At 73.3% G+C, this 24,443-nt stretch carries 21 protein-coding genes; 10 read left to right on the top strand and 11 right to left on the bottom strand.

What is annotated here, in order from left to right; translation table 11 throughout:
- Window positions 1-157: 157 nt before the first annotated feature.
- The 7 genes from ABTZ99_RS36390 to ABTZ99_RS36360 all read left to right on the top strand — a co-directional run bounded on the left by ABTZ99_RS36390 (window position 158) and on the right by ABTZ99_RS36360 (window position 7,354).
- On the top strand, window positions 158-1,735 hold the full coding sequence (locus ABTZ99_RS36390) for an ABC transporter substrate-binding protein (protein WP_499617766.1): 1,578 nt from the start codon (window positions 158-160) through the stop codon (window positions 1,733-1,735).
- Complete coding sequence (locus ABTZ99_RS36385; protein WP_498778519.1) at window positions 1,702-2,745, top strand: ABC transporter permease; 1,044 nt, start codon at window positions 1,702-1,704, stop codon at window positions 2,743-2,745. Before ABTZ99_RS36390 ends, ABTZ99_RS36385 begins: the two co-directional genes overlap by 34 nt.
- A complete protein-coding gene (locus ABTZ99_RS36380) occupies window positions 2,738-3,625 on the top strand; it encodes an ABC transporter permease (protein WP_498778518.1) in 888 nt (295 codons plus the stop codon). The genes ABTZ99_RS36385 and ABTZ99_RS36380 overlap by 8 nt, the downstream gene beginning before the upstream one ends.
- Window positions 3,622-4,557 carry an ABC transporter ATP-binding protein gene (locus tag ABTZ99_RS36375; protein WP_499617765.1) on the top strand — a complete coding sequence of 312 codons (936 nt, stop codon included), beginning with the start codon at window positions 3,622-3,624 and terminating at the stop codon, window positions 4,555-4,557. The genes ABTZ99_RS36380 and ABTZ99_RS36375 overlap by 4 nt, the downstream gene beginning before the upstream one ends.
- Window positions 4,539-5,210: an ABC transporter ATP-binding protein gene (locus tag ABTZ99_RS36370; protein WP_499617764.1), complete on the top strand. Its 672-nt coding sequence runs from the start codon at window positions 4,539-4,541 to the stop codon at window positions 5,208-5,210. The genes ABTZ99_RS36375 and ABTZ99_RS36370 overlap by 19 nt, the downstream gene beginning before the upstream one ends.
- A gap of 65 nt (window positions 5,211-5,275) precedes the next feature.
- The gene (locus ABTZ99_RS36365; protein WP_499617763.1) at window positions 5,276-6,604 is read left to right on the top strand and encodes an MFS transporter; all 1,329 of its coding nucleotides are present in this window, start codon (window positions 5,276-5,278) and stop codon (window positions 6,602-6,604) included.
- A gap of 78 nt (window positions 6,605-6,682) precedes the next feature.
- Window positions 6,683-7,354 (top strand): GntR family transcriptional regulator, encoded by a 672-nt coding sequence (locus ABTZ99_RS36360; protein ID WP_498778514.1) that lies wholly within the window; start codon window positions 6,683-6,685, stop codon window positions 7,352-7,354.
- Window positions 7,355-7,396: 42 nt separating this feature from the next.
- On the opposite strand, the gene ABTZ99_RS36355 is transcribed toward ABTZ99_RS36360, so the two are convergent.
- Window positions 7,397-7,777: an SCO4402 family protein gene (locus tag ABTZ99_RS36355; protein WP_499617762.1), complete on the bottom strand. Its 381-nt coding sequence runs from the start codon at window positions 7,775-7,777 to the stop codon at window positions 7,397-7,399.
- 129 nt (window positions 7,778-7,906) lie between these two features.
- Complete coding sequence (locus ABTZ99_RS36350; protein WP_499617761.1) at window positions 7,907-8,530, bottom strand: hypothetical protein; 624 nt, start codon at window positions 8,528-8,530, stop codon at window positions 7,907-7,909.
- Window positions 8,531-8,650: 120 nt separating this feature from the next.
- Here ABTZ99_RS36350 and ABTZ99_RS36345 point away from each other — a divergent pair, with 120 nt between their 5' ends.
- Window positions 8,651-9,850: a cytochrome P450 family protein gene (locus tag ABTZ99_RS36345; RefSeq protein WP_499617760.1), complete on the top strand. Its 1,200-nt coding sequence runs from the start codon at window positions 8,651-8,653 to the stop codon at window positions 9,848-9,850.
- Here ABTZ99_RS36345 and ABTZ99_RS36340 read toward each other — a convergent pair.
- Window positions 9,837-10,940 (bottom strand): serine hydrolase domain-containing protein, encoded by a 1,104-nt coding sequence (locus ABTZ99_RS36340; RefSeq protein WP_498778509.1) that lies wholly within the window; start codon window positions 10,938-10,940, stop codon window positions 9,837-9,839. The two genes, ABTZ99_RS36345 and ABTZ99_RS36340, sit on opposite strands and share 14 nt — an antisense overlap.
- A gap of 155 nt (window positions 10,941-11,095) precedes the next feature.
- Between ABTZ99_RS36340 and ABTZ99_RS36335 the strand changes: the two genes are divergently transcribed.
- Window positions 11,096-12,793 carry a cholesterol oxidase substrate-binding domain-containing protein gene (locus ABTZ99_RS36335; RefSeq protein WP_499617759.1) on the top strand — a complete coding sequence of 566 codons (1,698 nt, stop codon included), beginning with the start codon at window positions 11,096-11,098 and terminating at the stop codon, window positions 12,791-12,793.
- Between the two features lie 4 nt (window positions 12,794-12,797).
- Here the strand turns inward: ABTZ99_RS36335 and ABTZ99_RS36330 are convergent, their stop codons facing one another.
- The 4 genes from ABTZ99_RS36330 to ABTZ99_RS36315 all read right to left on the bottom strand — a co-directional run bounded on the left by ABTZ99_RS36330 (window position 12,798) and on the right by ABTZ99_RS36315 (window position 16,773).
- Window positions 12,798-13,109, bottom strand: a complete 312-nt coding sequence (locus ABTZ99_RS36330) for a hypothetical protein (protein ID WP_499617758.1) — start codon at window positions 13,107-13,109, stop codon at window positions 12,798-12,800.
- Between the two features lie 96 nt (window positions 13,110-13,205).
- Complete coding sequence (locus tag ABTZ99_RS36325) at window positions 13,206-15,287, bottom strand: xanthine dehydrogenase family protein molybdopterin-binding subunit (RefSeq protein ID WP_499617757.1); 2,082 nt, start codon at window positions 15,285-15,287, stop codon at window positions 13,206-13,208.
- Window positions 15,284-16,273, bottom strand: coding sequence for an FAD binding domain-containing protein (locus ABTZ99_RS36320; protein WP_499617756.1), 990 nt, complete (start codon window positions 16,271-16,273; stop codon window positions 15,284-15,286). The genes ABTZ99_RS36325 and ABTZ99_RS36320 overlap by 4 nt, the downstream gene beginning before the upstream one ends.
- Complete coding sequence (locus tag ABTZ99_RS36315; RefSeq protein ID WP_499617755.1) at window positions 16,270-16,773, bottom strand: 2Fe-2S iron-sulfur cluster-binding protein; 504 nt, start codon at window positions 16,771-16,773, stop codon at window positions 16,270-16,272. Before ABTZ99_RS36315 ends, ABTZ99_RS36320 begins: the two co-directional genes overlap by 4 nt.
- Before the next feature lie 327 nt (window positions 16,774-17,100).
- On the opposite strand from ABTZ99_RS36315, the gene ABTZ99_RS36310 reads away from it, so the two are divergent.
- The gene (locus ABTZ99_RS36310) at window positions 17,101-19,482 is read left to right on the top strand and encodes a glycoside hydrolase family 95 protein (RefSeq protein WP_499617754.1); all 2,382 of its coding nucleotides are present in this window, start codon (window positions 17,101-17,103) and stop codon (window positions 19,480-19,482) included.
- A 4-nt stretch (window positions 19,483-19,486) separates the two neighbouring features.
- Here the strand turns inward: ABTZ99_RS36310 and ABTZ99_RS36305 are convergent, their stop codons facing one another.
- From ABTZ99_RS36305 to ABTZ99_RS36290, 4 genes are all read right to left on the bottom strand, one after another.
- Complete coding sequence (locus tag ABTZ99_RS36305) at window positions 19,487-20,053, bottom strand: DinB family protein (RefSeq protein WP_498778502.1); 567 nt, start codon at window positions 20,051-20,053, stop codon at window positions 19,487-19,489.
- Window positions 20,054-20,151: 98 nt separating this feature from the next.
- Complete coding sequence (locus tag ABTZ99_RS36300) at window positions 20,152-20,562, bottom strand: Imm10 family immunity protein (protein ID WP_498778501.1); 411 nt, start codon at window positions 20,560-20,562, stop codon at window positions 20,152-20,154.
- Between the two features lie 94 nt (window positions 20,563-20,656).
- Window positions 20,657-22,528: a rhamnogalacturonan lyase gene (locus ABTZ99_RS36295; protein ID WP_498778500.1), complete on the bottom strand. Its 1,872-nt coding sequence runs from the start codon at window positions 22,526-22,528 to the stop codon at window positions 20,657-20,659.
- A gap of 311 nt (window positions 22,529-22,839) precedes the next feature.
- On the bottom strand, window positions 22,840-24,249 hold the full coding sequence (locus ABTZ99_RS36290) for an MFS transporter (RefSeq protein WP_499617753.1): 1,410 nt from the start codon (window positions 24,247-24,249) through the stop codon (window positions 22,840-22,842).
- Between the last annotated feature and the right edge of the window lie 194 nt (window positions 24,250-24,443).

The following is a 24,443-nucleotide window of genomic DNA, read 5'->3' as shown; positions in this document are numbered from 1 at the left end:
GCGGGAGCGTAACCGCACCTGATAACCGTTATCAACAGTGACGCCGGTCATGATCGGCGCGCGGATCCGTCATGACGCACGTCTCGCTTGCTGTTGCAAGTCACTTGCTGTTAGCTGCTGTTGGCAATAGTTGACCTTCCCTGCTGAGGTGATGTGCGTGCGGCGGCTGCTGATCGGCGTCCTGGTGGCGGTTGCGCTGGCTTCGGCCTGCACCTCGCCGGACGGTGACGTCGCGGGCGACGCGGGGCGGTCGATCGTGATCGGGGCGGGCGGCGAGCCGGAGAACCTGAACCCGGTCCTCGGCTACGCGCCGGACGGCGCCTCGAAGGTCTTCGACGGGCTGGTGTCCCGGGACGCGCGGCTGGACCTCGTGCCCGCCCTGGCCCGGGAGCTGCCGACCGCTTCGGCGGACGGCCTGACCTGGACGGCGACCCTGCGCGAGGGCGTGGAGTTCACCGACGGCACCCCGCTGTCCGCGCAGGACGTCGTGTTCACCTACGAGGCGGTGCTCGACGCGAAGACCGACTCCACCATCGCGTCGCGCTTCGACGCGGTGGCCGACGTGACCGCGCCGGACGACCGGACCGTGGTGTTCCGGCTGACCCACCCCTACGCGCCGTTCGCCGAGCAGTTGACGCTGGGCATCGTCCCCCGCAAGGCTTTCGACGGCGTCGACGTCAACAGCGCGCCGTTCAACACCGCGCCCGTGGGCACCGGACCGTACGCGGTGGCCGAGTGGCGCAAGGGCGACCGGTTGGTCCTGAAGGCCAACGAGGACTACTGGGGCGGTGCGCCCGCGATCAAGACCGTGACCGTGGTGTTCGTGCCCGACGACAACGCCCGCGCCACGCGGATGGCGGCCGGGGAGTTCGACGGCACGGTCCTGCCGCCGAAGCTGGTGAAGTCCTACGCGGACCGGTCTGGCTACCGGGTCGTGCGCAACCCGTCGGCCGACTACCGCGGCCTCGGCCTCCCGTCCGAGCTGCCGTTCACCTCCGACGCGCGGGTGCGGCGGGCGATCAACCTCGCCCTGGACCGGCAGGCGATGATCGACACCGTCCTCGCGGGCGCCGGGACGCCGGCGGCCACCCCGATCTCGCCGCACCTGCGGGACTGGCACGACCCGGGCGCCACGTTCGCGCACGACACCGCCGAGGCCGAACGGCTGCTGGACGAGGCGGGCTGGCGCCGGGGAGCCGACGGCGCCCGGTCCCGGGACGGGCAGCCCGCCCGGTTGCCGATCCTGTACCCGGCGGCGGACGTGCTGCGCAAGGAACTGGCGCTGGCGGCGGCGAGCGACATCGCCAAGCTGGGCGTCGACGCGCCGGTCGAGTCCACCACGTTCGAGCTGATGCTCCAGCGGCAGAAGGAAGCCGCGAGCGTCTGGGGCGGCGGCGACCCGTACGACCCGGACACCGCGGCCTACACGCTGCTGCACTCCCGGTACGCCGGTCAGCCCGGCTACCTGAACATGACGCACTACCGCAACCCCGCGGTGGACGCGGCGCTGGACACCGGGCGCCGCAGCCTCGACCCCGCCACGCGCGAGCAGGCCTACACCGACTTCCAGCGGGCCTACACCGCGGATCCCGGCTGGGCGTTCCTGGTGTTCCTCGACCACACCTACGTGCTGCGCGACCGGTGGGACGGCCAGGTCGAGCAGGTCGAGCCGCACGACCACGGGCTCGTGCACGCCGTGTGGTGGAACCTCGAACGCTGGACGCCGAAGCCGTGACGGCCACCCCGGTGGCGACCGCGCGGAACCGCGCGCGCCGCCGCGCCCTCGCCCTGCTCGTGCTGCGCAGGCTCACCTTCGCGGTCCCGGTGGTGCTGCTGGTCGGCTTCGCCGTGTTCGTGCTCGCCAAGGCGTCACCGTTCGACCCGGTCGAGCGCTACTTCGGGGTGCGCGTCATCGGCGCCTCCCCGGAACGGGTGGCGCAGGTGCGGGCGAACTGGGGCGTCGACCAGCCGGTCGTCGTGCAGTACCTGGCGTGGCTGCGGCACGCGGTCGCCGGCGACTTCGGCGACTCCTTGTCGATGCGGCAACCGGTGTCGCAGGTGATCGGCGAGCGGCTCGGCTGGTCGGTGCTGCTCGTCGCCGTCGCCTTCGTCCTGGCGCTGCTGCTCGGGCTGGTGCTGGGCACCGCCGCGGCCTGGCGCCAGGGCGGGTGGCTGGACCGGGCGGTCACCGCCACCGCCTACACGCTGGAAGCGGCGCCGGTGTTCTGGCTCGGGTTGGCCGCGCTGTCGGTGTTCGCGCTCGAACTGCGGTGGCTGCCCGGCGGCGGGCTCACCGACCCCGGCGCGGAGCCGGGGGTCGGCCAGGTCGCCCGGCACCTGGTCCTGCCGGTGTCCGTGCTCGCGCTGTCCCACGCGCCCTGGTACGTGTTGTTCGTCCGGCAGAGCCTGCTGGAGTCGTTCACCTCGGAGCACGTGATCGGCGCGCGGTCACGCGGTCTGCCCGATCACCTGGTGGTGTCCGGGCACGCGCTGCGCACGTCGCTGCTGCCGTTCCTGACCCTGGTCGGCTCCCGGCTGCCCGAGCTGATCACCGGGGCGCTGCTGGTGGAGACCGTGTTCTCCTGGCCGGGTATCGCGCGGGCCACCGTCGACGCCGCCCTCGACGTGGACTTCGCGCTGCTGGGCGCGCTCACCGTGCTCGCCACCGCGGTGGTGCTCCTGGGCAACCTGCTCGCCGACGTGCTCTACGCGCTGGCCGATCCGAGGGTGGGTCTCGATGGTTGACAGCCCGGTCTGGCGGCCCGTGCCGCGATCACGCGTCGCCGCCGCGAGCACGGCCCGATCACCGCGCCGGCGGCTGATTCCCGCCGCGGTGGTCCTCGGCGTGCTGGTGACCGCCGCACTGGTGGTGCCCCTCGTGGTCGACCTCAACCAGCAGTACGTCGACCTGGCCTCGGCCAACCGGCCGCCCTCGGCGGCGCACCCGTTCGGCACGGACGAACTCGGCCGCGACGTCCTGCTGCGCTGCGTCTACGCGCTGCGGGTGTCGCTGGGCGTGGGCCTGTTCGCCGCCCTCATCTCCTCCGTGGTCGGCACGGCGGTCGGCGCGCTCGCGGGCGCCGTCGGCGGGTGGCCGGACCGGGTACTGATGCGGCTGGTCGACACCGTCGCGTCGGTGCCGCACCTGCTGCTCGGCATCGTGATCGTCGCCGTGCTGCGGCCGAGCCTGACCGCCGTGGTGATCTCCATCGGGCTGACGCACTGGCTGACCTCGGCGCGGATCGTGCGCTCCGAGGTGCTCTCCCTGCGCGGGCGGCCCTTCGTCGACGCCGCGGTCGTCGGCGGGTCGTCCCGCGCGCGCGTGCTCGTCCGGCACCTGCTGCCCAACATCGCACCGCAGGTGCTGCTGGCCACCACGCTGATGATCCCGCACGCGGTGTGGCACGAGACCGCGCTGTCCTTCCTCGGGCTGGGCCTGCCGCCGCACGCCGCCAGCATCGGCAACATGATCAACGACGCGCAGCGGTCGCTGCTCTCCGGCGGCTGGTGGATGTCGCTTGCGCCCGGCGTCGTGCTGATCGCCGCCACCCTGTCCGTCGCCGGCCTCAGCGGTGTCTGGCGGGACCGGCTCAACCCCCGGCGCCGATCGGAGCTGACGTGGTGACCGAACTCGTGCTCGACCACCTGTCCGTGCGGTTCAGCCTGCCCGGCGCCACCGTGGCCGCGGTCAACGACGTGTCGCTGCGGGTCCGGCCGGGCGAGTGCGTCGCGCTCGTCGGCGAGAGCGGCTGCGGCAAGACCGTGCTGGCCAACGCACTGCTCGGGTTCCTGCCCGGCAACGCGCAGACCTCCGGCACGGCGGCGCTGACGGGCGACGGACCACCGCTGGACCTGCTCACCGCGCCCGACGCGGTGCTGGCCGCCACCGTCCGCGGCCGTCGCATCGGCCTCATCCCGCAGAGCCCGGCGTCCCACCTCACCCCGGTGCGCACGGCCCGCGCCCAGCTGGAGGAGGCGGTGCGCGTGCACCACCCCGAAGGGACGGCGACCCGTGACCACGCCCACCGCCTCGCCGCCCGGGCCGGCCTCGTGCCCGACGACCTCGACCGCTACCCGCACGAGCTGTCCGGCGGCATGGCGCAGCGCGTCGCCAACGCGCTGGCCCTGGTCGGCGACCCGTGGTTGCTCATCGCCGACGAACCGACCACCGGCCTGGACCGGCACCTGGTCGACGGCTTGATCGGGGAGTTCCGCCGCATGGTCGCCGACGGCCGCGCCGTCCTGCTCATCACCCACGACCTGGCCGCCGCCCAGCGCGTCGCCGACCGCATCGCGGTCATGTACGCGGGGCGGGTCGTCGAAGCCGGTCCCGCGGACCGGGTGCTGGACGCCCCGCGCCACCCGTACAGCGCCGGTCTGGTCAACGCCCTGCCCGACCGGGCGTTCACCCCGATCCCGGGCCTGCCGCCGCTGCTCACCGACCTGCCGCCCGGCTGCGCCTTCGCTCCCCGCTGCGACCGCGCGGCCCCGGTGTGCGCCGCGCGCCCCGCCCTCGCCGACGACCGGCACGCCGTCGCGTGCCACCTGCCGTGCTGACCGGGCTGACGGCCGACGCGATCACCGCCGGCTACGACCCCGCGCACCCCGTCCTCACCGACTTCACGCTGACCGTCCCACCGGGACGGACCGTCGGCCTGGCCGGCCCGAGCGGCAGCGGCAAGTCCACCCTCGCCCGCGTCCTGGCCCTGCTGCACGCGCCCTTCACCGGCGCCGTCCACCTCGACGGCGCTCCCGTGACCGCCTACCGCCACCGGGCGCCGCGGCGGCAGCGCACCTGCATCGGCGTCCTCTTCCAACAACCACGCCTGTCCGTCGACCCGCGGATGACCCTGCGCACCGCGATCGCCGAGCCCTTGCGCGCCAACGGCCGCCCGGCCGACGTCGTGGACGAGCTGGCCGACCGGGTGATGCTCACCCCGGAACTGCTGACCCGCCGACCGCACGAGGTCAGCGACGGCCAACTGCAACGAGCCTGCCTGGCCCGCGCGCTGGCCCTGGGCCCCGCCTACCTGATCTGCGACGAGATGACCACCATGCTGGACGCCTCCACCACCGCCGCCCTCGTCACCGTCATCCGCGACTACCAGCGGCGGACCGGCGCGGGCGTCCTGGCCATCTCCCACGACGCCGTGCTGCTGCGCCACTGGGCGGACGAGGTCGTGACGCTGCCCGGCGCCGCCACGAGCTGACCTCCGCCGACCTCTCGTCGGTCGGCGGATTGACGAACGGCCCCGCGCCGGCCTTGGATCCGATCATGTCGAAGCGGCCGACCGCTGTGGGTGACCGGGTGCCGGCCAAGGTCGCCGTCCGGATCCTCCCGTTCCTGGCACTGCTCTACTTCGTCAACTACCTCGACCGCGTCAACATCGGGTTCGCCGCGCCGAACGGGCTCAACGACGAGCTCGGGCTCACCGCGACCGCGTTCGGGTTCGCCTCCGGCATCTTCTTCCTCGGCTACCTGCTGCTGGAGGTGCCGAGCAACCTCGCGCTGCACCGGTTCGGCGCGCGCCGCTGGCTGGCCCGGATCATGGTCAGCTGGGGCGTGGTGGCCACCGCGATGGCCTTCGTGCCCAACGCGGCCACCCTGGTGGTGCTGCGGTTCCTGCTCGGCGTCGCGGAGGCCGGGTTCTTCCCGGGGATCATCCTCTACCTGACGTACTGGTTCCCGGCCGCGCAGCGCGCGAAGGCGGTCGCGCTGTTCATGGCGGCGGTGCCCGTCTCCTCGGCGATCGGGTCCACTGTGTCCGGTCTGCTCATCACGCACGGCGACGGCGTGTTCGGGCTGTCCGGCTGGCGGTTCATGTTCCTGGTCGAGGGCGTGCCGGCGATCCTGCTCGCGTTCGTCACCTGGTTCTACCTGACCGACCGGCCGGAGCGGGCCACGTGGCTCACCGAGGACGAGCGCCGCTGGCTCGCCGAGGAGTTGGACGCCGAGCGCCGCGCGAAGGAGGCCGAGCACCACTGGCCGTTGCGCAAGGCGTTGCTGCACCCGCGGATCCTCGGGCTGGCGTTCGTCTACTTCGCCATCGCCTACGGCCTGTACGCGCTGGGGTTCTTCCTGCCGACCATCGTCGCCGGGTTCGGCCGGCAGTTCGGCACGACGCTGACCGTGCTGCAAGCCGGAATGGTGACCGCCGTCCCGTACGCGGTCGCGGCGATCGTGATGGTGTTCTGGGCGCGTCACGGCGACCGCGTGGACGAGCGGAAGTGGCACGTGGTGCTGCCGATGCTGGTCGGCGGGTGCGCCATCCCCATCGCGCTCTACCTCGGCAACCCGTACGCCGCGATGGTCGCGGTCACCGTGTGCGCGGTCGGCGTGTGCTGCGCGCTGCCGACGTTCTGGGCGCTGCCGTCGAGCTTCCTGTCCGGCACGGCCGCGGCGGGTGGGATCGCGCTGATCAACTCGCTCGGCAACATCAGCGGGTTCGCCGCGCCCTACGTCACCGGCTGGCTGCGTGACTTCACCGGCAGCCAACGTGCGGGCATGTGGATGGTGGGCGCGTGCATGGTCGCCGGCGCCCTCTTGGCCCTTGCGCTGGGGGCCAAGCCGGAACAACGCCGCCCGGTCTCCCGCACACCGTGACCGGACCGCTCGACCGGGGTCTGCGGGCCGTGGACGTTATACTCTATAACCGGGCCCGAGGACGGGAAGTGGTGGACGATGGCGGAGCCGACCGGGCCGTACGAGACGAAGAGCGAGTACGCGTACGGCCGGCTGCGACGGTGGATCCTCAGCGGCGAGCTCGCGCCCGGATCGGGCATCAACCAGTTCACGTTGGCCAAGGCCATCGGGATCAGCACGACGCCGCTGCGTGAGGCGCTCAAGCGCCTGAAGGGCGAAGGCCTGGTCGAGCTGGACGCGCACCGCGACGCCCGGGTCACGCCGTTGCGGGCGGAGGAGGCCCGGGACCTGCTGGAGCTGCGGCGCGCGCTCGACCCGCTCGCCGTCGCGTTGGCGGCCGAACGGCGGACCGACGCCGACATCGCGGCGATCCGCGAGGCGGCGGACGGGCTGCACGCGCTGCCGGACAACCCCGACCAGGAGGACCTGGCGGCCCACCGGCGTTTCCACTCGGCCCTGTACCGGGCGTCGCACAACGTGCTGCTGGTCGAGACGCTGGACGGCCTGTGGGACAAGTCCGACCGCTACCGGCGGATGGCGCTGGAGGTCGACCGCGGTGACGCGGCGCGGGCGAAGACGGACCACGAGCACCGCGCCCTGGCCGACCTGGTGGTGGCCGGTGACGCCGAGGGCGCGTCGGCCGTGATGCGCGAGCACGTCGACACGAGCCTCGGCGCACAGGCCGCGTGGCGCCTGCGCGAGGAGCGCTGACCGCGCCGGGCCGACGCGCACTGCGGAGTTCCCCCAGGCTGTTCAGCGGGACTGGGCGTCATTCGCGACCAGCAGGCGGTGGGCCGCGCCGGCGTTGGCCATGACGTCGGACCAACGACGGTGGGCGAGGTACTCGACATCGGGACGCACCGGCCCGAGTTGGCCGAGGACCGCGAGCAACGGCTCGAGCACCGCCTTGATCGCGGCCACCTCCTCGCCGTCGCGCAGTCGGTAGCCGATGTCCTCCGACGGATCGCGCAGGTCCCAGAACGTGTCGTCGACCAGCCAGTGGACCGCGTCCGTCAGTGCGCCGCCCTGCTGTTCGACGGTCTGCGGGGTGAGCGTGGCGAACCGCTCCAAGGCGACGATCACGTCACCACGCAGCCCTGGGTACTGCACTTCCCCGGGAGATTCATCATTCACGGCGTCACCTTAAGTCGGACAGTCGCGCCGCGACCGACCGGCCGGGGGAACGCCGGCCGCTTCGGTGACACTGGAGCCGGCGCAGCGGGCCGACGGCACGCCGCCGGGGACGATCACCGGTTTCCGACCTCAGGCAGGCATCGAGTCCCCGCACAGGAACGCGTACAGGGCGTCGCCCGTCGGCACCGGCTGGTCGGGGTTGTGCCGCACCAGCCACAGGCACGCGTCGTCGGCCATGCCGTACAGGTCGAAGTTCTCGCCCTGCGCGAGCACCACCAGGCAGTCGCCCACCCGCCAGACCGCGTGGTGCCACTCGTCGTCGTGCGTGCCGACGACGTGCGGCTCGCCGAGGCGGTCGGTCAACCGCGCCACGGCCTCGGCGTGCCGCGCGTCGAACTCGGCCCGCGTCGCGAGCGCGTCGGCCGACCACGGCGCGACGCCGGCGGACACGAGGTCGCGCACGTCCTGGTCTTCGGGGTCGTGCTCGTCGAGGTAGGTGGCGAACGCGTGGAAGAAGCCGATCACCTCGTCCGGGTCGAACCGCATCGCCACGCTGACCCAGCGGTGGTCGTCGACGTCGAAGCGGTACTCGGCCGCGCCGTAGACCTCCTCCGCCAACGACCGCCCCTCGGGTAGCGGCCACCCCGCCGCCACCCACGCGTCGTCCAACCCCGCCCGCGCCCACGACGAGCCCGCCAACGCCAGGACCCCGTCGACCGTCCGGTCGTCCAGGGGGAGCCACACCAGTGCCATGCGCCGAACCTAGGGGCACGGGGGCCGAACGCGTGAACCCCGTTGCCCGGCGGGACATGTCCGCTGCACAACCCGCACAGCGCCTTGTACGGATAGTGATCATGCGGTAGCGATGAGTGCATGGAAACCTACGTGCTCGACCCGGCCGGCCGCGACCTCCAGCGCGAGGCGGCGGAGTTGCGCGCCTGCGGACCGGCGACCCGGGTCGCGCTGCCCGGTGGGGTGGAGGCGTGGTCGGTCGGCGACCTCGGCCTGCTGCGCGGCCTGCTCGCCGATCCGCGCGTTTCCAAGGACGCCCGCCGGCACTGGCCCGCCCTGGCGGGCATATCGCCGGACTGGCCGCTGTACCTCTGGGTCACGTCGCACAACATGTTCACCGCCTACGGCGCCGAGCACCGCAGGCTGCGCCTGTTGATCTCCAAGGGGTTCACCGCCCGGCGGACCGAGGCGCTGCGCCCGCGGGTCGAGGAGATCTCGGCCGACCTGATCGAGCGGCTCGCCGCCGGACCGGACGTGGTCGACGCACGCGCCGAGTTCGCCTACCCGCTGCCGATCGAGGTCATCTGCCGGCTGATGGGCGTGCCCGACGACGCCCGCCCGGAGCTGCGCCGGATCGTGGACAGCCTGTTCGCCACCACGACGACGCCCGAGGAGGCGATGGCCAACCAGGTCCGGCTCTACGAGATCCTCGACGACGTGGTCGCGGCCAAGCGGGCGGCGCCGGGCGACGACCTGACCAGCGGCCTGATCGCCGCCCGGGACGAGGGCGACGCCGGGCTGACCGAGGCCGAACTGGTCGACACCCTCATCCTGATGATCGCCGCCGGTCACGAGACCACCGTCAACCTCCTGGACCAGGCCATCACCGCGCTGCTCACGCACCCCGACCAGCTCCACCTCGTCCGCTCCGGCGAACGCTCCTGGGGCGACGTGATCGAGGAGACGCTGCGGTGGCAGGCGCCGGTGGCGAACCTGCCGCTGCGCTACGCCGTCGAGGACATCGAGCTGGCCGGCGTGACGATCCGGCGGGGCGAGGCGATCCTCGCGGCCTACGCCGCCGCCGGGCGCGACCCGGCGGTCCACGGCGACAGCGCCGGGCGGTTCGACCTCACGCGTGCGGACAAGACGCACCTGTCGTTCGGCCACGGCGTCCACCACTGCCTGGGCGCGCCGCTGGCCCGCATCGAGGCCGAGGTGTCGTTGCCGGCGTTGTTCGACCGCTTCCCGGACCTCGCGCTCGCCGTGCCCGCCGACGAGCTGGAACCCGTCCACTCGTTCATCTCCAACGGGCACCTCGCGCTGCCGGTCAGGCTGAGGTAGCGAGCCCGTTGTAGGCGGCCAGCACGAGGCCGAGGCCGCGGTTGTCGCCCAGCGTGCCCTCCTCCAGCATCTGGTTCATCGCGTACGCCACGGTCAGCCGGGTGTCCAGGTCGACCACCACGACCGAACCGCCCCACCCGCCCCAGGAGCACGTCCGACCCTCGACCCGGTAGCCGAGGCCGTACCGGATCGGCACGTCCAGGTAGTGGTCCACGCCCCGGAACTGCTCCTCCAGCACCCGGCGGCACCCGGCCTCCGACAGCAGCCGCACGCCGCCGACCGAGCCGCCGCACGCCAGCACCGACTGCACGAGGCCGACCGACCTCGCGTTGCCGTGCCCGCCCGCGGACGGGACCTCGGCCCGGCGCCACGCGGCGGTGTTGGCGTCCTGCGCCACGATGGCCGGGTTGGGCTCCTCGCCGTCCAGGCCCGGCGCCGCGATGTCGGACTTGCCCGGCGGCGGGATCACGGGGGCGACGCGGTGGTCGTGCTCGGCGGGCAGGCCGATGTGGAAGTCGGCGCCGAGCGGCCCGGCCACCTCCTCGGCGAAGAACGCGCCGAGGGTGCGGCCGGTGACGCGGCGGACCACCTCGCCGATCAGGAACCCCTGCGTCAACGGGTGGTAGCAGCCGACCGCGCCCGGTTCCCACCGGGCGGGCTGCGCGGCCAGCCGTGCCGTCGCGTCCTCCCAGTCGAACAGGTCGGGCACGGTGATCGGCTCGGTCCACGTCGGCAGACCGGCGGTGTAGCCGAGCACGTGCCGCACCCGCACGCCGCCCTTGCCCGCCGCGGCGAACTCCGGCCAGTACTCGGCGACCGGCGCGTCCAGGTCGATCACGCCCCGGTCGGCGAGCATCAACGCGCACAGCGCCACCATCGTCTTGGTGGTGGACCAGACGTTGACGATCGTGTCGCGCTCCCACGGCTTGGTGCGCGCCACGTCGACGTGACCGCCCCAGAGATCGACCACCGGCTCGCCGTCCACGTACACCGCGACCGACGCGCCGACGTCGACCTCGTCCAGTGACGCCGCGAAGGCGTCGCGCACCCCGCCGAACCGGTCGTCGCACGTGCCCTGGATCTCCGCCACCGCCGGAACGTAACGCCACCCGCCCGCGCCCGGCGACCGCTTTGTTGCTCTACCGAGCGGTGGTCCACCCCGACCGAGACGATCACGCTGCGCTGTTCGGCCCAACCTCCCTTCCGCGACGCGCAGGCCGTCACCAGCGCACTTATGGTCGGTCCATGAGCCACTTCGGCGATGCCTTCTCCCGCCGCCGCTTCCTCGGGGCCTCGGCCGTCGCGTGGTTGCCGGTCGCCGCCCTGTCACCGGGCGAGGTCGCGGGCGACCCGCCGCCCGCCTTCCCGGCGGGGATCGACCTGTACCGGCAGGCGTACCAGAACTGGGCCGGCGAGATCCGCACCGACGACCTGTGGACGTGCGCGCCGCGCACCCCGGCCGAGGTGGCGCTGCTCGCGAACTGGGCGCACGGCCAGGGTTTCACCTTGCGGCCACGGGGTTTCCGGCACGGCTGGGCGCCGCTCACCGTCACCGCGGACACCACCGGCGCGGACCGCGTCGTGCTGGTCGACACCACCCGGCACCTCAAGGCCATGACCGCGCTGCCGGACGCGGTGCGCGTGCAGACCGGCGCGTCGATGGACGACCTGCTGGCGTTCCTGGAGGACGCGGGCCTCGGCGTGACCAACACGCCCGCGCCGGGCGACCTGACCGTCGGCGGCGTGCTCGCGATCAACGGCCACGGCACGTCCGTCCCGGCCGTCGGCGAGACCCGGCCGCCCGGCCACACCTACGGCTCGCTGAGCAACATGATCATGTCGTTGACGGCGGTCGTCTGGGACGGCGGCGAGTACCGGTTGCGCACGTTCCAGCGCGACGAGCCCGAGTGCGCCGCGCTGCTGACCCACGTGGGCCGCGCGTTCCTGACCGAGGTCACGCTCCGCGTGGGCGCGAACCAGAACCTGCGCTGCGTCAGCCGGGTCGACATCCCCACCGGCGAGCTGTTCGCGCCGCCGGGCAGCGGCGCGACCCGCACGTTCGCGAGCTTCCTCGACCAGGCGGGCCGGGTCGAGGCGATCTGGTTCGTCTTCACCGACCACCCGTGGCTCAAGACGTGGAGCGTCGCGCCGACCAAGCCGCCGACCTCGCGCCACGTCGTCGCGCCGTACAACTACGTGTTCTCCGACAACGTGCCCAAGCCGGTCTCCGACCTCGCCGACCTGCTCATCACCGGCGCGTGGGCGCTCACCCCGACGTTCGGCCGGTTGCAGTACACGACCGCGGCCACCGGGCTGACCGCCACGCTCACCTCTGACCTGTGGGGCGCGTCGAAGAACCTGCTGCTCTACGTCAAGCCGACCACCCTGCGCGAGACCGCGAACGGCTACGCGGTGCTGACCAGCCGGGCCGAGGTCCAGCGCGTGGTCAGCGACTTCGCCGCGTTCTACGAAGCCCTCCTGCTGTCCTACAAGGCACGGGGGCTGTTCCCGGTCACCGGTCAGGTGGAGATCCGCGTCGGCGGCCTGGACGACCCGGCGCACGTGGGCGTGCCCGGGGCGCGCAAGCCCGCGCTGTCCGCCGTGCGGCCGCGAGCGGACCACCCCGAGTGGGACGTCGCGGTGTGGTTCGACGTGCTGACGTTCCCGACCGCGCCCGGCGCGGCGGCGTTCTACCGCGAGCTGGAGCAGTTCTTCTTCACCAACTACACGGGCGCGTACGCGACGACCCGCGCCGAGTGGTCCAAGGGCTGGGCCTACACGGACGAGGCGGCGTGGGCCGACCGCACGGTGCTCACCTCCACCGTGCCGGACAGCTACCGGCAGGGCCCCGACCCGAGCTGGGACGCGGCCCTGGCCACCCTCGACGCGCACGACCCGCACCGGGTGTTCAGCAACCCGTTCCTGGACGTGCTGCTGCCGTGAGCCCTTACCGGGAGACCTTGTCCAGTTCCTTGCGCACGAGGTCCAGCTGCGCGCGGGTGAGCTTCCCGGTGAAGGTCCAGGTGTGGACCACGTCCGCGGCCTTGACGACGCTCACCTGGTCGAGCCGGACCCAGTAGACGCCGATCGAGGTCTCCACCTCGACGGCGCGGGCGCGGTCCGCCGGCTTGGGCCTGGTCCGGTCGATGCGGGCGATCCTCACCGCGTCGGCACCGTCCAGGGTCAGGCCGTTGTCCAGGATGACGGACTTCCGGTGCCGGTACTTCATGATCGTGCCGACGACGTGCTTGGCTGCCATCCGATGAGCCTTCCGAGCGAAGGGAAATTCGCACCGTAGGCACTACGCGGCGTGGCGGGCGAGACCCGAACGGACCAACTCGTCACCGTTCGGACGTCAGAGGAAGTGGTCGAGCGTCAACGGCAGGTCGCGGACGCGGACGCCGGTCGCGTGGTGCGCCGCGTTCGCGATGGCGGCGGCGGTGCCGACGATGCCGATCTCGCCGACGCCCTTGGCGCCCATGGGGTTGGTGCGCGGGTCGTGCTCCTCGACCCAGTGGGCCTCCACGTGCGGCACGTCGGCGTTGGTGGCGATGTGGTACTCGGCGAGGTCGTGGTTGACCACGTGCCCGAACCGCGGGTCCGGCACGCCGCGCTCGTGCAGCGCCATGGACAGGCCCATGGTCATGCCGCCGACGAGCTGCGACCGGGCCAGCCGCGGGTTGACCACCCGGCCCACCGCGAACACGCCGAGCAGCCTGGGCACCCGGACCTCGCCGGTGTCGACGTGCACCCGCACCTCGGCGAACTGCGCGCCGAACGCGTGCATCGCGTACGTGTCGCCGGCGTCGTCCTCGGGCATCTCCGCGCCCGCCTCGGCGCCTTCGGCCGGGTCGTCGCCGAACTCCGCGCGGAACGCCTCGGCCGCCGCGACCACGGTCGAGCCCCAGGACGTGATGCCGGAGGAGCCGCCGGCCACCGACGCCTTGGGCGACGCCGTCTCGCCGATCCGCAGGTCCACGTCGGCGAAGTCGACGCCCAGCGCGTCGGCCGCGATCTGCGCCAGGGACGTCCACGTGCCGGTGCCGAGGTCGGCCGCGCCGATCCGGACCAGGTAGCGCCGCGGGCCCGTGCAGCGGATCGTGGCGGCCGAGCCCGGCGTCCGGTTCACCGGGTAGGTCGAGGCCGCGACCCCCGTGCCGATCAACCACCCCGACTCCGCACGGGCGCGCGGCGTCGGGTCGCGGTGCTCCCAGCCGAACCGCCGGGCGCCCTCGCGCAGGCAGGCGACCAGGTTGCGGCTGGAGAACGGCTTGCCCGACTCCGGTTCCACCGCCGGCTCGTTGCGGACGCGGAACTCCACCGGGTCGACGCCGCAGGCGTTCGCCAGCTCGTCCACCGCCACCTCGGGCCCGAACATGCCGGGGCACTCGCCGGGCGCGCGCATCCACGACGGCACCGGGACGTCCAACGCGGCCACCCGGTGGGTGGTGGCGCGGTTCGGCGCGGCGTACATCATCCGGCTGGGCACGGCGGTCTGCTCGACGAACTCCTTGATCCGGGAGGTCTGGGAGACGGCGTCGACCGCGATCGCGGCCAGCCGCCCGTCCGCGTCGCAACCCAGCCGGACCCGCTGGATGGTGGGCGTCCGGTAGCCGGCGAGGGAGAACAGCTGGGGGCGGGTGAGCGCTAGCTTGACCGGCGTGCCGGGCAGCTCCCGCGCGGCCATCGCGGCGACGACCGTGTGGACGTGCGGCGTGCCCTTGGACCCGAAGCCGCCGCCGACGTGCGGCGCGATCACGTGCACCCGCCCGGGTTCGAGCCCGAAGACCTCCGCCATCGCCGCACGCGTGGTGTGCACGCCCTGCGTGGACTCGTACAGGACCAGGTCGCCGTCCAGCCACAGGGCCGTGGTGGTGTGCGGCTCCATCGGGTTGTTGTGGTACTGGGCCGTGGTGTAGGTCTGGTCCAGCGTGAACGGCGAGTGGGCGAGGGCCGTCGCGACGTCGCCCGACGCGGTGTCGGTCGCCGCGCCGGTGTTCACCCGCTCCGGCGCGTACAGGTCGTCGCGGTCGGCGCTCAGCCGCACGTCGTGCCGCTGCTCGTCGATCCGGACGCGGACGAGCGCCGCCGCCTCCCGCGCGATCTCCCGGGTCCGCGCGATCACCGCCGCGACGACCTGACCGCGGAACGCCACCTCGTGCGACTGGAACGCGGCCAGCTCGGCGTCGTCCGTGGACGCCAAGCGCGGTGCGCCGTCCGGCGTCAGCACGGCCAGCACACCGTCCACGGCCCGTGCCGCGGCGACGTCCACCCCGGTCAGCACACCGCGGGCGACCTCGGCCTGCACCAGGTGCGCGTACGCGGGGTCCACCACGTGCTGGTCGCCCGCGTACCGCGCGGTGCCGGTCACCTTGGCCGGCCCGTCCACCCGACGTGGCGACCGGCCGAGCGCGCGGGTGCGCAGCAGGCCCGTCACCGTTCCTCCCGGCTCAGCTCGCGCAGCGCGGACACCACCAGGTTGCGGGTCAGCGGCACCTTGAAACCGTTGCCCGGCAACGGCGCCGCGCCCGCGAGCTCCGCGTCGACCGCCCGCCGGAACACCTCCTCGTCGGCCGGCGAGCCGAGCAGCACGTCCTCCGCCCGCCGGGCCCGCCACGGCTTGTGCGCCACACCCCCGAGCCCGATCCGCACGTCGCGCACCACGCCGTCCTCGACCCGCAGCACGGCCGCGACGGACACCAGCGCGAACGCGAACGACGCCCGGTCGCGCACCTTCCGGTACAGCGTCCGCGCGCCCGGCGGCAACGGCGGCAGGTCGACCGACGTGATCAGGTCCGACGGCGCCAGCACGGTGTCGCGGTGCGGCTCGTCGCCGGGCAGCCGGTGCAGCTCGACCAGCGGGACCACCCGCCGTCCCGCCGTGCCGAGCAGGGCCACCTGCGCGTCGAGCGCCGCCATCGCCACCGCCAGGTCCGACGGGTGCGTGGCCACGCAGTGCGCGGACGCCCCCAGGATGGCGTGGTGCCGCGTGTAGCCGCCGATCGCCGAGCACCCCGTGCCCGGCTCGCGCTTGTTGCACGGCGTGGTCGGGTCCCGGAAGTACACGCACCGGGTCCGCTGGAGCAGGTTCCCGCCGGTCGTGGCCAGGTTCCGGATCTGCCCGGACGCGCCCGACAGCAGCGCCCGCGCCAGCAGCGGGTAGTCCCGCCGGACCACCGGGTGCGCGGCCAGGTCGGCGTTGCGCACGGTCGCGCCGATCCGCAGGCCGCCGTCGGGCAGCTCGTCCACCGCGTCCAGCGGCAGCCCGCTGATGTCGACCAGGACGTCGGGCGCGGCGAGGCCGAGCTTCAGGTGGTCGACGAGGTTGGTCCCGCCGGCCAGGAACGCGACCTCGGCCCACCCGGTCGCGGCGGCGACGGCGCCCTCCGGGTCGGGCGCGCGTCGGTAGTCGAACGGCCTCACCGCGCACCGTCCCGCACCGCGTCCACGATGTTCACGTACGCGCCGCACCGGCAGAGGTTCCCGCTCATCCGCTCGCGGATCTCGTCGTCGGTCAGCTCCACCGGCCCGGTCAGGTCCTCGGTGACCGCGCTCGGGTGGCCGGCCGCCACCTCGGCCAGCACCCCGATCGCCGAGCACACCTGCCCCGGCGTGCAGAAGCCGCACTGCAGCGCGTCCCGCTCGACGAACGCCTCCTGCACCGGGTGCAGCCGCTCGCCGTCCGCGAGCCCTTCGGCCGTGGTGACCTCCGCCCCGTCGTGCGCGACCGCGAGCGTCAGGCAGGTGATCACGCGGCGGCCGTCCAGCAGCACGGTGCACGCGCCGCACTGGCCGTGGTCGCAGCCCTTCTTGGGCGCGGTCGCCCCGAGGCCGTCGCGCAACGCGTCCAGCAACGTCGTCCTGGTGTCCACGCGCAACCGCCTGCGCCGCCCGTCCACGCGCAGCCCGATCTCACCGTCCACGGCCCGGCTCCTCCGACTCGGCCTCCCCCTGGGCTTCCCCCGGGCCGCCGGGTCAATCCACCGGTTAGGGGCACGTTCGGTGCGGCCGTCCGCGGCATGGCTGGTCATAGCCGGACGGAGAGCCCTCCGATGTCTCGCCGTTGGCGACTCGGCTGGTCGTCACCGCGCGTAGTAATGTTCCGCATCCACTACGGTATGTCGAGACTTGTCTGGCTGGAGGGTTTCCGACAGCTCGGATGTCTTGTTATCGTCGCCACCACACCGCGACCGCCGCCCACGGGTGCCGACGGCGGTCGTGGAGGACGCAGGAAACGGGCACGCAGCAGTGTGGCAGCGGTCGTCGTCGCGGGTCTGGCCTTCGGCGTCGCCGACCCCGATAAGGATGAGGCGGTGGCCGGGGTGGACCAGCGGGCGCTCACGCTCTGGTACGACGAGCCCGCCGCCGACTGGGAGCGCGAGTCGTTGCCCATCGGCAGCGGCGCGCTCGGCGGCGGTGTGTTCGGCACCGTGGCGACGGAGCGGGTCCAGCTCAACGAGAAGACGTTGTGGACCGGCGGCCCCGGCTCCGCGGAGGGCTACGACTTCGGCAACTGGACCAGCCCGCGACCGGACGCGCTCGGCGGCGTCCGGGAGCTGATCGAGCGCGACCACCGGGTCTCGCCGGACACCGTCGCGGCGGCGTTGGGCCTGAGGCGGCGCGGCTTCGGCGCGTACCAGCCGTTCGGCGAGCTCGCCCTGGCGCTCACCGACCCGCCCGCCGAGGTCGCCGACTACCGGCGTGCCCTCGACCTGTCCCGCGCGGTCGCCTCGGTGTCGTACGAGGCGGACGGCGTGCGGTACACCCGGGAGTACTTCGCCTCCGCGGCCGACTGCGTGATCGTCGCCCGGCTCTCGGCCGACCGGCCCGGCCGGATCGGGTTCACCGCCTCGATCACCGCGCCGGACAACCGCTCGAAGCGGATGACGGCGAACGGCGGCCGGGCCACCTTCACCGGCGCCCTGCACGACAACGGCCTGCGCTTCGAGTCGCAGCTCCAGCTGCTCCACCGTGGGGGAACCCGCACCGACAACGCCGACGGCTCGCTCACCGTGGCCGGCGCCGACAGCGCGGTGCTGGTGTTCGCCGCGGGCACCGACTACGCCGAGGACTACCCGACCTACCGGGGCCCGGACCCGCACGACCGCGTCCGGCGGACCGTCGACGCCGCCTCGGCGAAGGGCTGGCGCCGGCTCCTCGACGCCCACCTGCGCGACTACCGCGCGCTGTTCGACCGCGTGCGCCTCGACCTCGGGCAGCAGCCGGTCGACGTCCCGACCGACGAACTCCTGCGCGGTTACCCCACCGCGCCCGCCCCGGCCCGGCGCGCGCTGGAAGCCCTCTACTTCCAGTACGGCCGCTACCTGCTGATCTCCTCGTCACGGCCCGGCTCCCTGCCCGCGAACCTGCAGGGCGTGTGGAACAACTCGGTGACGCCGCCGTGGAGCGCCGACTACCACGTGAACATCAACCTGCAGATGAACTACTGGCCCGCCGAGACCACGAACCTCGCCGAGACCACCGGGCCGCTGTTCGACTTCGTGGACGGGCTGCGCGAACCGGGCGCCGTCACGGCCCGGCAGGTGCACGGCAACCGCGGCTGGGTCGTCAACAACGAGACCAACCCATTCGGCTTCACGGGCGTGCACGACTGGGCGACCGCGTTCTGGTTCCCCGAAGCGGGCGCGTGGCTGGCGCAGCACTACTACGAGCACTACCTGTTCACCGGTGACCGCCGGTTCCTGCGTGAACGGGCGTACCCGGTGCTGAAGGGGCTCGCCCAGTTCTGGCTCGACGGGCTGGAGGTGGACCCGCGCGACGGCACGCTCGTCGTCACGCCCAGCTTCTCGCCCGAGCGCGGCGACTTCTCCGCGGGCGCGGCGATGTCGCAGCAGATCGTCCGGCAGCTGTTCGCCCACGTCGCCGCCACCGCCGACGACGTGGGCGACACCGCGTTCGGGGCCGAGGTGCGCAAGGCGCTCGACCGGCTCGACCCCGGCACGCGGATCGGCTCCTGGGGCCAGTTGCAGGAGTGGAAGCAGGACTGGGACGACCCCGCCGACACCCACCGGCACGTGTCGCACCTGTTCGCGCTGTTCCCCGGCAACGGGATCAGCCCTCTCACGACCCCGGAACTCGCCGCCGCCGCACGGACCTCGTTGACCGCGCGCGGCGACGGCGGCACCGGGTGGAGCAAGGCCTGGAAGATCAACTTCTGGGCGCGGCTCCTCGACGGCGACCACGCGCACGCGATGCTGGCCGAGCAGCTGATCGGCAGCACCACGGCGAACCTCTGGGACACCCACCCGCCGTTCCAGATCGACGGCAACCTCGGCGCCACGGCCGGGATCGCGGAAATGCTGCTGCAGAGCCAGGACGGCGTGGTGCACGTGCTGCCGGCCCTGCCGGGGGAGTGGCGCGACGGCTCCTGCACGGGCCTGCGGGCCCGCGGTGACGTCACGGTCGACGTGCGCTGGTCCGACGGCCTGGCCCGGGAGATCGCGCTGACCACCGGCCGGGACGGGCCCGTCACGGCGCGCGGCGCCCTGTTCGGCGACGGCTACCGGCTGGTGGACGCCGGCACCGGCCGCGAGGTGCCGTCACGCGCGGACGGCGACACCATCACCTTCACCGCACGCGCCGGACACCGCTACGTCGCCACGGCCCGCTGAGTCCCTACTGACCGACCCGGCCGTCGATCCGCTCGCGGAGGAGGTCGGCGTGGCCGTTGTGCCGGGCGTACTCCTCGATCAGGTGGATCAGGACCTCGCGCAACGGGATCGGGGTGCCGTCGTTGTCGCCCACGACGTCCAGGTCCGGGGCTTCGGCCACGAACCGCTCGGCGAAGGCGACCTCGGCCCGCCAGGTGGCCCACGCGTCGGCGACCACCTCGGGATCGGCCGTGGCCTCCCCGAACGCGACGGTCGCGGACGTGTAGTGCGGCGTGACGTCCTCACCGGCCATCACCCGCCGGAACCAGTACTGCTCGACCTCCGCCAGGTGCCGCACGAGCCCGAGCAACGACATGTCCGACGGCGGCACCGAACGCCGCGCCAAGCCCTCCGCGCCCAGCCCGGCGCACTTGAGCTCCAACGTCAACCGCCGGTCGCGCAGGTACCGCACGAGGGTCTGGCGCTCGCCGGCGTACGGCCCACCGGCCTCGCGCGGGTCGGCCCCGGGTTCGGCCCACATGTCCGACCAGCCGAACGCCCGCTCGGGCAGTGCCTCGCCGTCCTCGGTCATCGACCGATCCTCACCGGACCCGCGCGGGCGGCGCAATCGAATATCGGTCCCGTGCCCGGTGGCCGTGCCGCCGCGAGCCGGTGCGGGAGCCCCGGTCGTCAGACCTCGACGCGCGCCGGCCGTGCGTCCTCGCGGCCGTAGGCCAGGACCCGGGCGAGCACCTCGCGGAACCGGGCGATGTCCTCGGCCGGCGCGTCGAGGACCGCCTCGATCTCGGCGTCCTCCAGGCCCAGCGCGTCGAGCGCCGAGGGGTCGAGCGACACCCGGAGCACGTCGTCGGTCAGCACCGCCTCCCGCACGCAGCCGTACGCGGTGCCCTGGTCGGCCGTGACCAGGCAGTGGGTGTCGAGCCCGAGCGACACGTCCTGGTCGTCGGGCTCACCACCGTCGCACATGAACAGGAGGACGAAGCCGCTGCCGTCCGGACCCTCCGCGACACCGGCCTCGATGAAGTACCCGTCGGGGTCGATCTCCACGCCGACCGCGCGGGCGACGAACCGGTGGCTCATGGCGACGTTCTACCAGTGCGGTGGTCCCGGCCGCACGCCGACTCCCGGGCCAGGCGGTGGCCGAACGACCGCCGGGCCCGGGAACCGTGACGCCTCAGCCGATCCGGAAGCTCGGGTGCGGCGGCTGGTTGTAGGCGGTGTTCTGCCAGGCGACCGCGACCCGGTACTGCCGGTCCTGCATCAGCGACGGCCGCGAGATGCTCGTCGGGTCCGTGGTCGAGTAGATGCGCAGCTTCGTGTTGTCCGACGTGCGCCAGACGACCTCCTCGCGCCAGTCGCCGAGGATGTCGGCCGACAGCGCGGGCGTGGACTTGGTGCCGTTGTTGGACGACACGCCCGACCCGGTCAGCAGCCGCGTGTCACCGCCCGTGCCGTACTTGTCGATGTGGGTGCCGTCGAGCAGCTCGCGCTGCGCGTCGCCGTCCCACCAGATCACGAAGTTCGCCGACGACGGGATCCGGCCGACGCTGTTGCCCGAGGCGTTGAGCAGGTTCGACGGCGCGCCGCCGCCGGTCGCCCAGAACTCCGCGCCGGCGTTGCCCGCGTAGATGTCCGCGGCCACACCGCGACCGGGACCCTCGGCGCCGGTGTTGTTCGGCTTCGAGAAGATGATCGCGCCGGTGCGCGCGTCGTGCAGGTCGAGCCCGGTGCCGCCGCCCTCGTGGATGTCGAACACCTCCAGCCCCGCCCGGCTCGGCACGAAGTCGCTCACGTGCAGCGCGTCGCCGTGCCCGAGCCGCGTGGTGTAGAGGCCCGCGCCGTTGTCGTCCACGGTCATCGCGCCGTAGATGATCTCGTCACGGCCGTCCGCGTCGACGTCGGCGACCGACAGGTTGTGGTTGCCCTGGCCCGCCCACGCCGAGCCGTTGGTGGAGCTGTTGCTGTCGAACGTCCACCGCCGGGTCAGCTGCCCGTTGCGCCAGTCCCACGCGGAGATCACGGACCGGGTGTAGTAGCCGCGGGCCATGATGATGCTCGGCCGCGAGCCGTCCACGTACGCCGTGCCCGCGAGGAACCGGTCGACCCGGTTGCCGTAGGAATCGCCCCAACTGGCCACGTTCCCGCGCGGCGGCACGTAGTCCGCGCTGGCGAGCACCGCGCCGTCGCTGCCGCGGAACACCGACAGGAACTCCGGCCCGGCCAGGATGTAGCCCGACGAGTTGCGGTGGTCCGCGCTCGCGTTGCCGATCACCTGGCCGGTGCCCGAACGGGTGCCGTCGGCGGTCTTCATGACGACCTCGGCCCGGCCGTCCCCGTCGTAGTCGAACACCTGGAACTGCGTGTAGTGCGCGCCGGCGCGGATGTTGCGGCCCAGGTCGATCCGCCACAGCCGGGCGCCGTCGAGCCGGTAGGCGTCGATGAGGACGTTGCCCGTGTAGCCGGACTGCGAGTTGTCCTTGGCGTTGGTCGGCTCCCACTTCAGCACGATCTCGTACTGGCCGTCGCCGTCGAGGTCGCCGACGCTCGCGTCGTTCGCGGTGTAGGTGTAGTTCTCGCCCGACGGCGTCCGGCCGCCCGCCGGGATCTGCAGCGGCACGTCACGCGTGCTCGCCGCGATGCCGACGTCGCCGGACGTCGCGGTGAACCGCAGCGACTCCCCGGCGGCGGCCGCGGAGACCTGTTCGACACCGTCGACGACCGGTCGGACGACGTAGTCGGCGTCCGCCGGGGCGCCCCGGTCGACGTGGTTGGACGACCCCGAGATCGGGGCCGCGTTCACCTTCACCCCGTCGCGGTAGAGGTTGAAGGCGGTGCCCGGCGCGTCGCTCGCCAACACCCGCCAGTTGACGTAGTTGCCGGTTCCGGTGTGGACGCTGACGACACCCCGGTTCAGCCGTTCTCCCTGCCCGATCCCCGCGCCCGGCGCCGATGTCGCGGCCGGGGCGGACACCGCGGCCGACGTCGACACCGACGTCGCCACGAGCACGACCGCGGCCAGTCCGCGACCGATGGTCTTTGCGCGCACGCTACCTCCACATGTGCGATAACTCCGTTGTTATGGCGTGGAAAGGACACGCGGCGACCGAACCGGTCGACCACGTGCGGCGGCGACGATCTCACGTACGGCCGCGACTCTGCGTAGCGGCCTGGATGGGGACCGTACACACGCGACCGGGGTGCGCGCAACGGTCTGAAACGTATCAGCAGGCCGTGCGCTCTTCCGGGTCGTAGTCGCGAGGCGGACTCGGGCAGCCGTGTCTTGACGCGTTTTCACGGCCTGGCTAGCGTGGTCGGCAGCGACTGAAACGGTTCATGACCAGCGCCGTCGAACGGGGTCTAGCCGCCGGTGGTCGCCGCGTCGGCGTGCTTGCGGGCGGGCTTCGGGAGCATGACGCCGAAGACGACGCCCAGCAGGGTCAGGCCCGCGGCGACGGCGATGGCCGCCCGGAAGCCGTCGGTGAACGACGCCGCCGAGGCGTAGGTGCCCGAGGCGCTGAAGACGGCGGCCAGGATGGCGACGCCGAACGCCGCGCCCAGTTGCCTCATGGTGCTGAACGCGCCGGACGCCTTGCCGACGTCACCGGACGCGCCGGCGCCGACGACCGCCTTGGTCACCGCCGGGACGGCCAGGGCGTAGCCGGTGCCGATCAGCGTCATGGGGCCGACCAGGGACAGGTACGGCGAACCGCCGGTCGACACGAGCGCCAGCCACGCCAAGCCGAGCGACTGCGCGATCAGCCCGGCCAGGACGAGCGGGCGTTCGCCGAGCCGGTCGGCGAGAGCGCCGGCGCGCGGCGCCACCAGGAACGGACCGAGGCCCCACGGGAGCAGGCGCAACCCCGCCTCCAGCGGGTCGTGGCCGAGCCCGACTTGGAGGTGCTGGGCGAGCAGGAAGATCGCGCCGGTCAGCGAGCCGTTGAGGAGGAAGATGACGACGTTGCCCGCGGCGAACGCGCGCGACCGGAAGAGGCGCACGGGCAGCATCGGTGTGGCCGCACGGGTCTGCCACCGTACGAAGAGCCCGGCGACGACCACGCCGACCACCATCGCGCCGACCACCTCGACGCTGCCCCAGCCCGCGGCCTGTGCCCGAACCAGGCCCCAGACCAGGCCCACCGCGGCGACGCTGAACAGCAGCAGGCCGGGCAGGTCGAGCGCGACGCGCGCGCCGAAGCTCTCCGGCACGCGGGTCAGCACCAGGGGGATGGCCACGAGGCCGAGCGGCACGTTGAGCCAGAAGATCCACTCCCAGTCCAGGCTGCGGGTGAGCACGCCGCCGATGAGCGGGCCGAGCAGCGCGGCCAGGCCCGTGACGCCGCCGTAGACGCCGAGCGCCCACCCCCGGCGCCGCGGCGGGAAGGTCGCGTTGAGCAGGCCGAGCGCGAGCGGCATGACGACGGCCGCGCCGACGCCTTGGACGGTGCGCGCGGCGATCAGCGCCCCGGCGGACGGCGCGAGCGCGCAGGCGACCGAGGCCAGCGAGAACAACCCGAGCCCGCCCGCGAACAGCCGCCGGCGGCCGAACCGGTCGCCGAGCGCCGCGCCGGTCATCAGCAGGACGGCGAAGCTCAGCGTGTAGGCGTTGACGGTCCACTCCAGGTCCGCCATGGACGCGCCCAGGTCACGCCGGATCGCGGTGAGCGCGGTGGTGACGACCAGCAGGTCGAGCACCACCATGAAGGAGCCGACGGAGGCCAGCGCCAGCACCCACCGCTGCCCCGACCGCACGGCCCGGTCCTCCGTCACGGGCGGCTCCTGTCGGACGGCGCGGTGCTCCGGCACCGAGCATGCCGACCGGTCGCCCGGAAGTCTTCTTCACCGGTGCGGTCCTCGTGCGGCCTTCGGTCATCCGCGGGGCCCGCGCGCGGGCGGTGGACGAGCCGTTCGCGTTCCACCGCACCGCCGCCTGGCCGGGCTCGGCCAGGCGGCGTAACCGAGCG

The organism is Actinosynnema sp. NPDC002837, from assembly GCF_040295345.1.
Lineage (GTDB): Bacteria > Actinomycetota > Actinomycetes > Mycobacteriales > Pseudonocardiaceae > Actinosynnema.
This window is presented reverse-complemented; position numbering and strand designations above follow the sequence as displayed.

Bases quoted from the DNA above. Each gene is read 5' to 3' on its own strand.
- ABTZ99_RS36380 (WP_498778518.1), top strand. From the start codon at position 2,738: ATGGTTGACAGCCCGGTCTGGCGGCCCGTGCCGCGATCACGCGTCGCC.
- ABTZ99_RS36365 (WP_499617763.1), top strand. From the start codon at position 5,276: ATGTCGAAGCGGCCGACCGCTGTGGGTGACCGGGTGCCGGCCAAGGTC.
- ABTZ99_RS36360 (WP_498778514.1), top strand. From the start codon at position 6,683: ATGGCGGAGCCGACCGGGCCGTACGAGACGAAGAGCGAGTACGCGTAC.
- ABTZ99_RS36350 (WP_499617761.1), bottom strand. From the start codon at position 8,530: ATGGCACTGGTGTGGCTCCCCCTGGACGACCGGACGGTCGACGGGGTC.
- ABTZ99_RS36345 (WP_499617760.1), top strand. From the start codon at position 8,651: ATGGAAACCTACGTGCTCGACCCGGCCGGCCGCGACCTCCAGCGCGAG.
- ABTZ99_RS36335 (WP_499617759.1), top strand. From the start codon at position 11,096: ATGAGCCACTTCGGCGATGCCTTCTCCCGCCGCCGCTTCCTCGGGGCC.
- ABTZ99_RS36330 (WP_499617758.1), bottom strand. From the start codon at position 13,109: ATGGCAGCCAAGCACGTCGTCGGCACGATCATGAAGTACCGGCACCGG.
- ABTZ99_RS36305 (WP_498778502.1), bottom strand. From the start codon at position 20,053: ATGACCGAGGACGGCGAGGCACTGCCCGAGCGGGCGTTCGGCTGGTCG.
- ABTZ99_RS36300 (WP_498778501.1), bottom strand. From the start codon at position 20,562: ATGAGCCACCGGTTCGTCGCCCGCGCGGTCGGCGTGGAGATCGACCCC.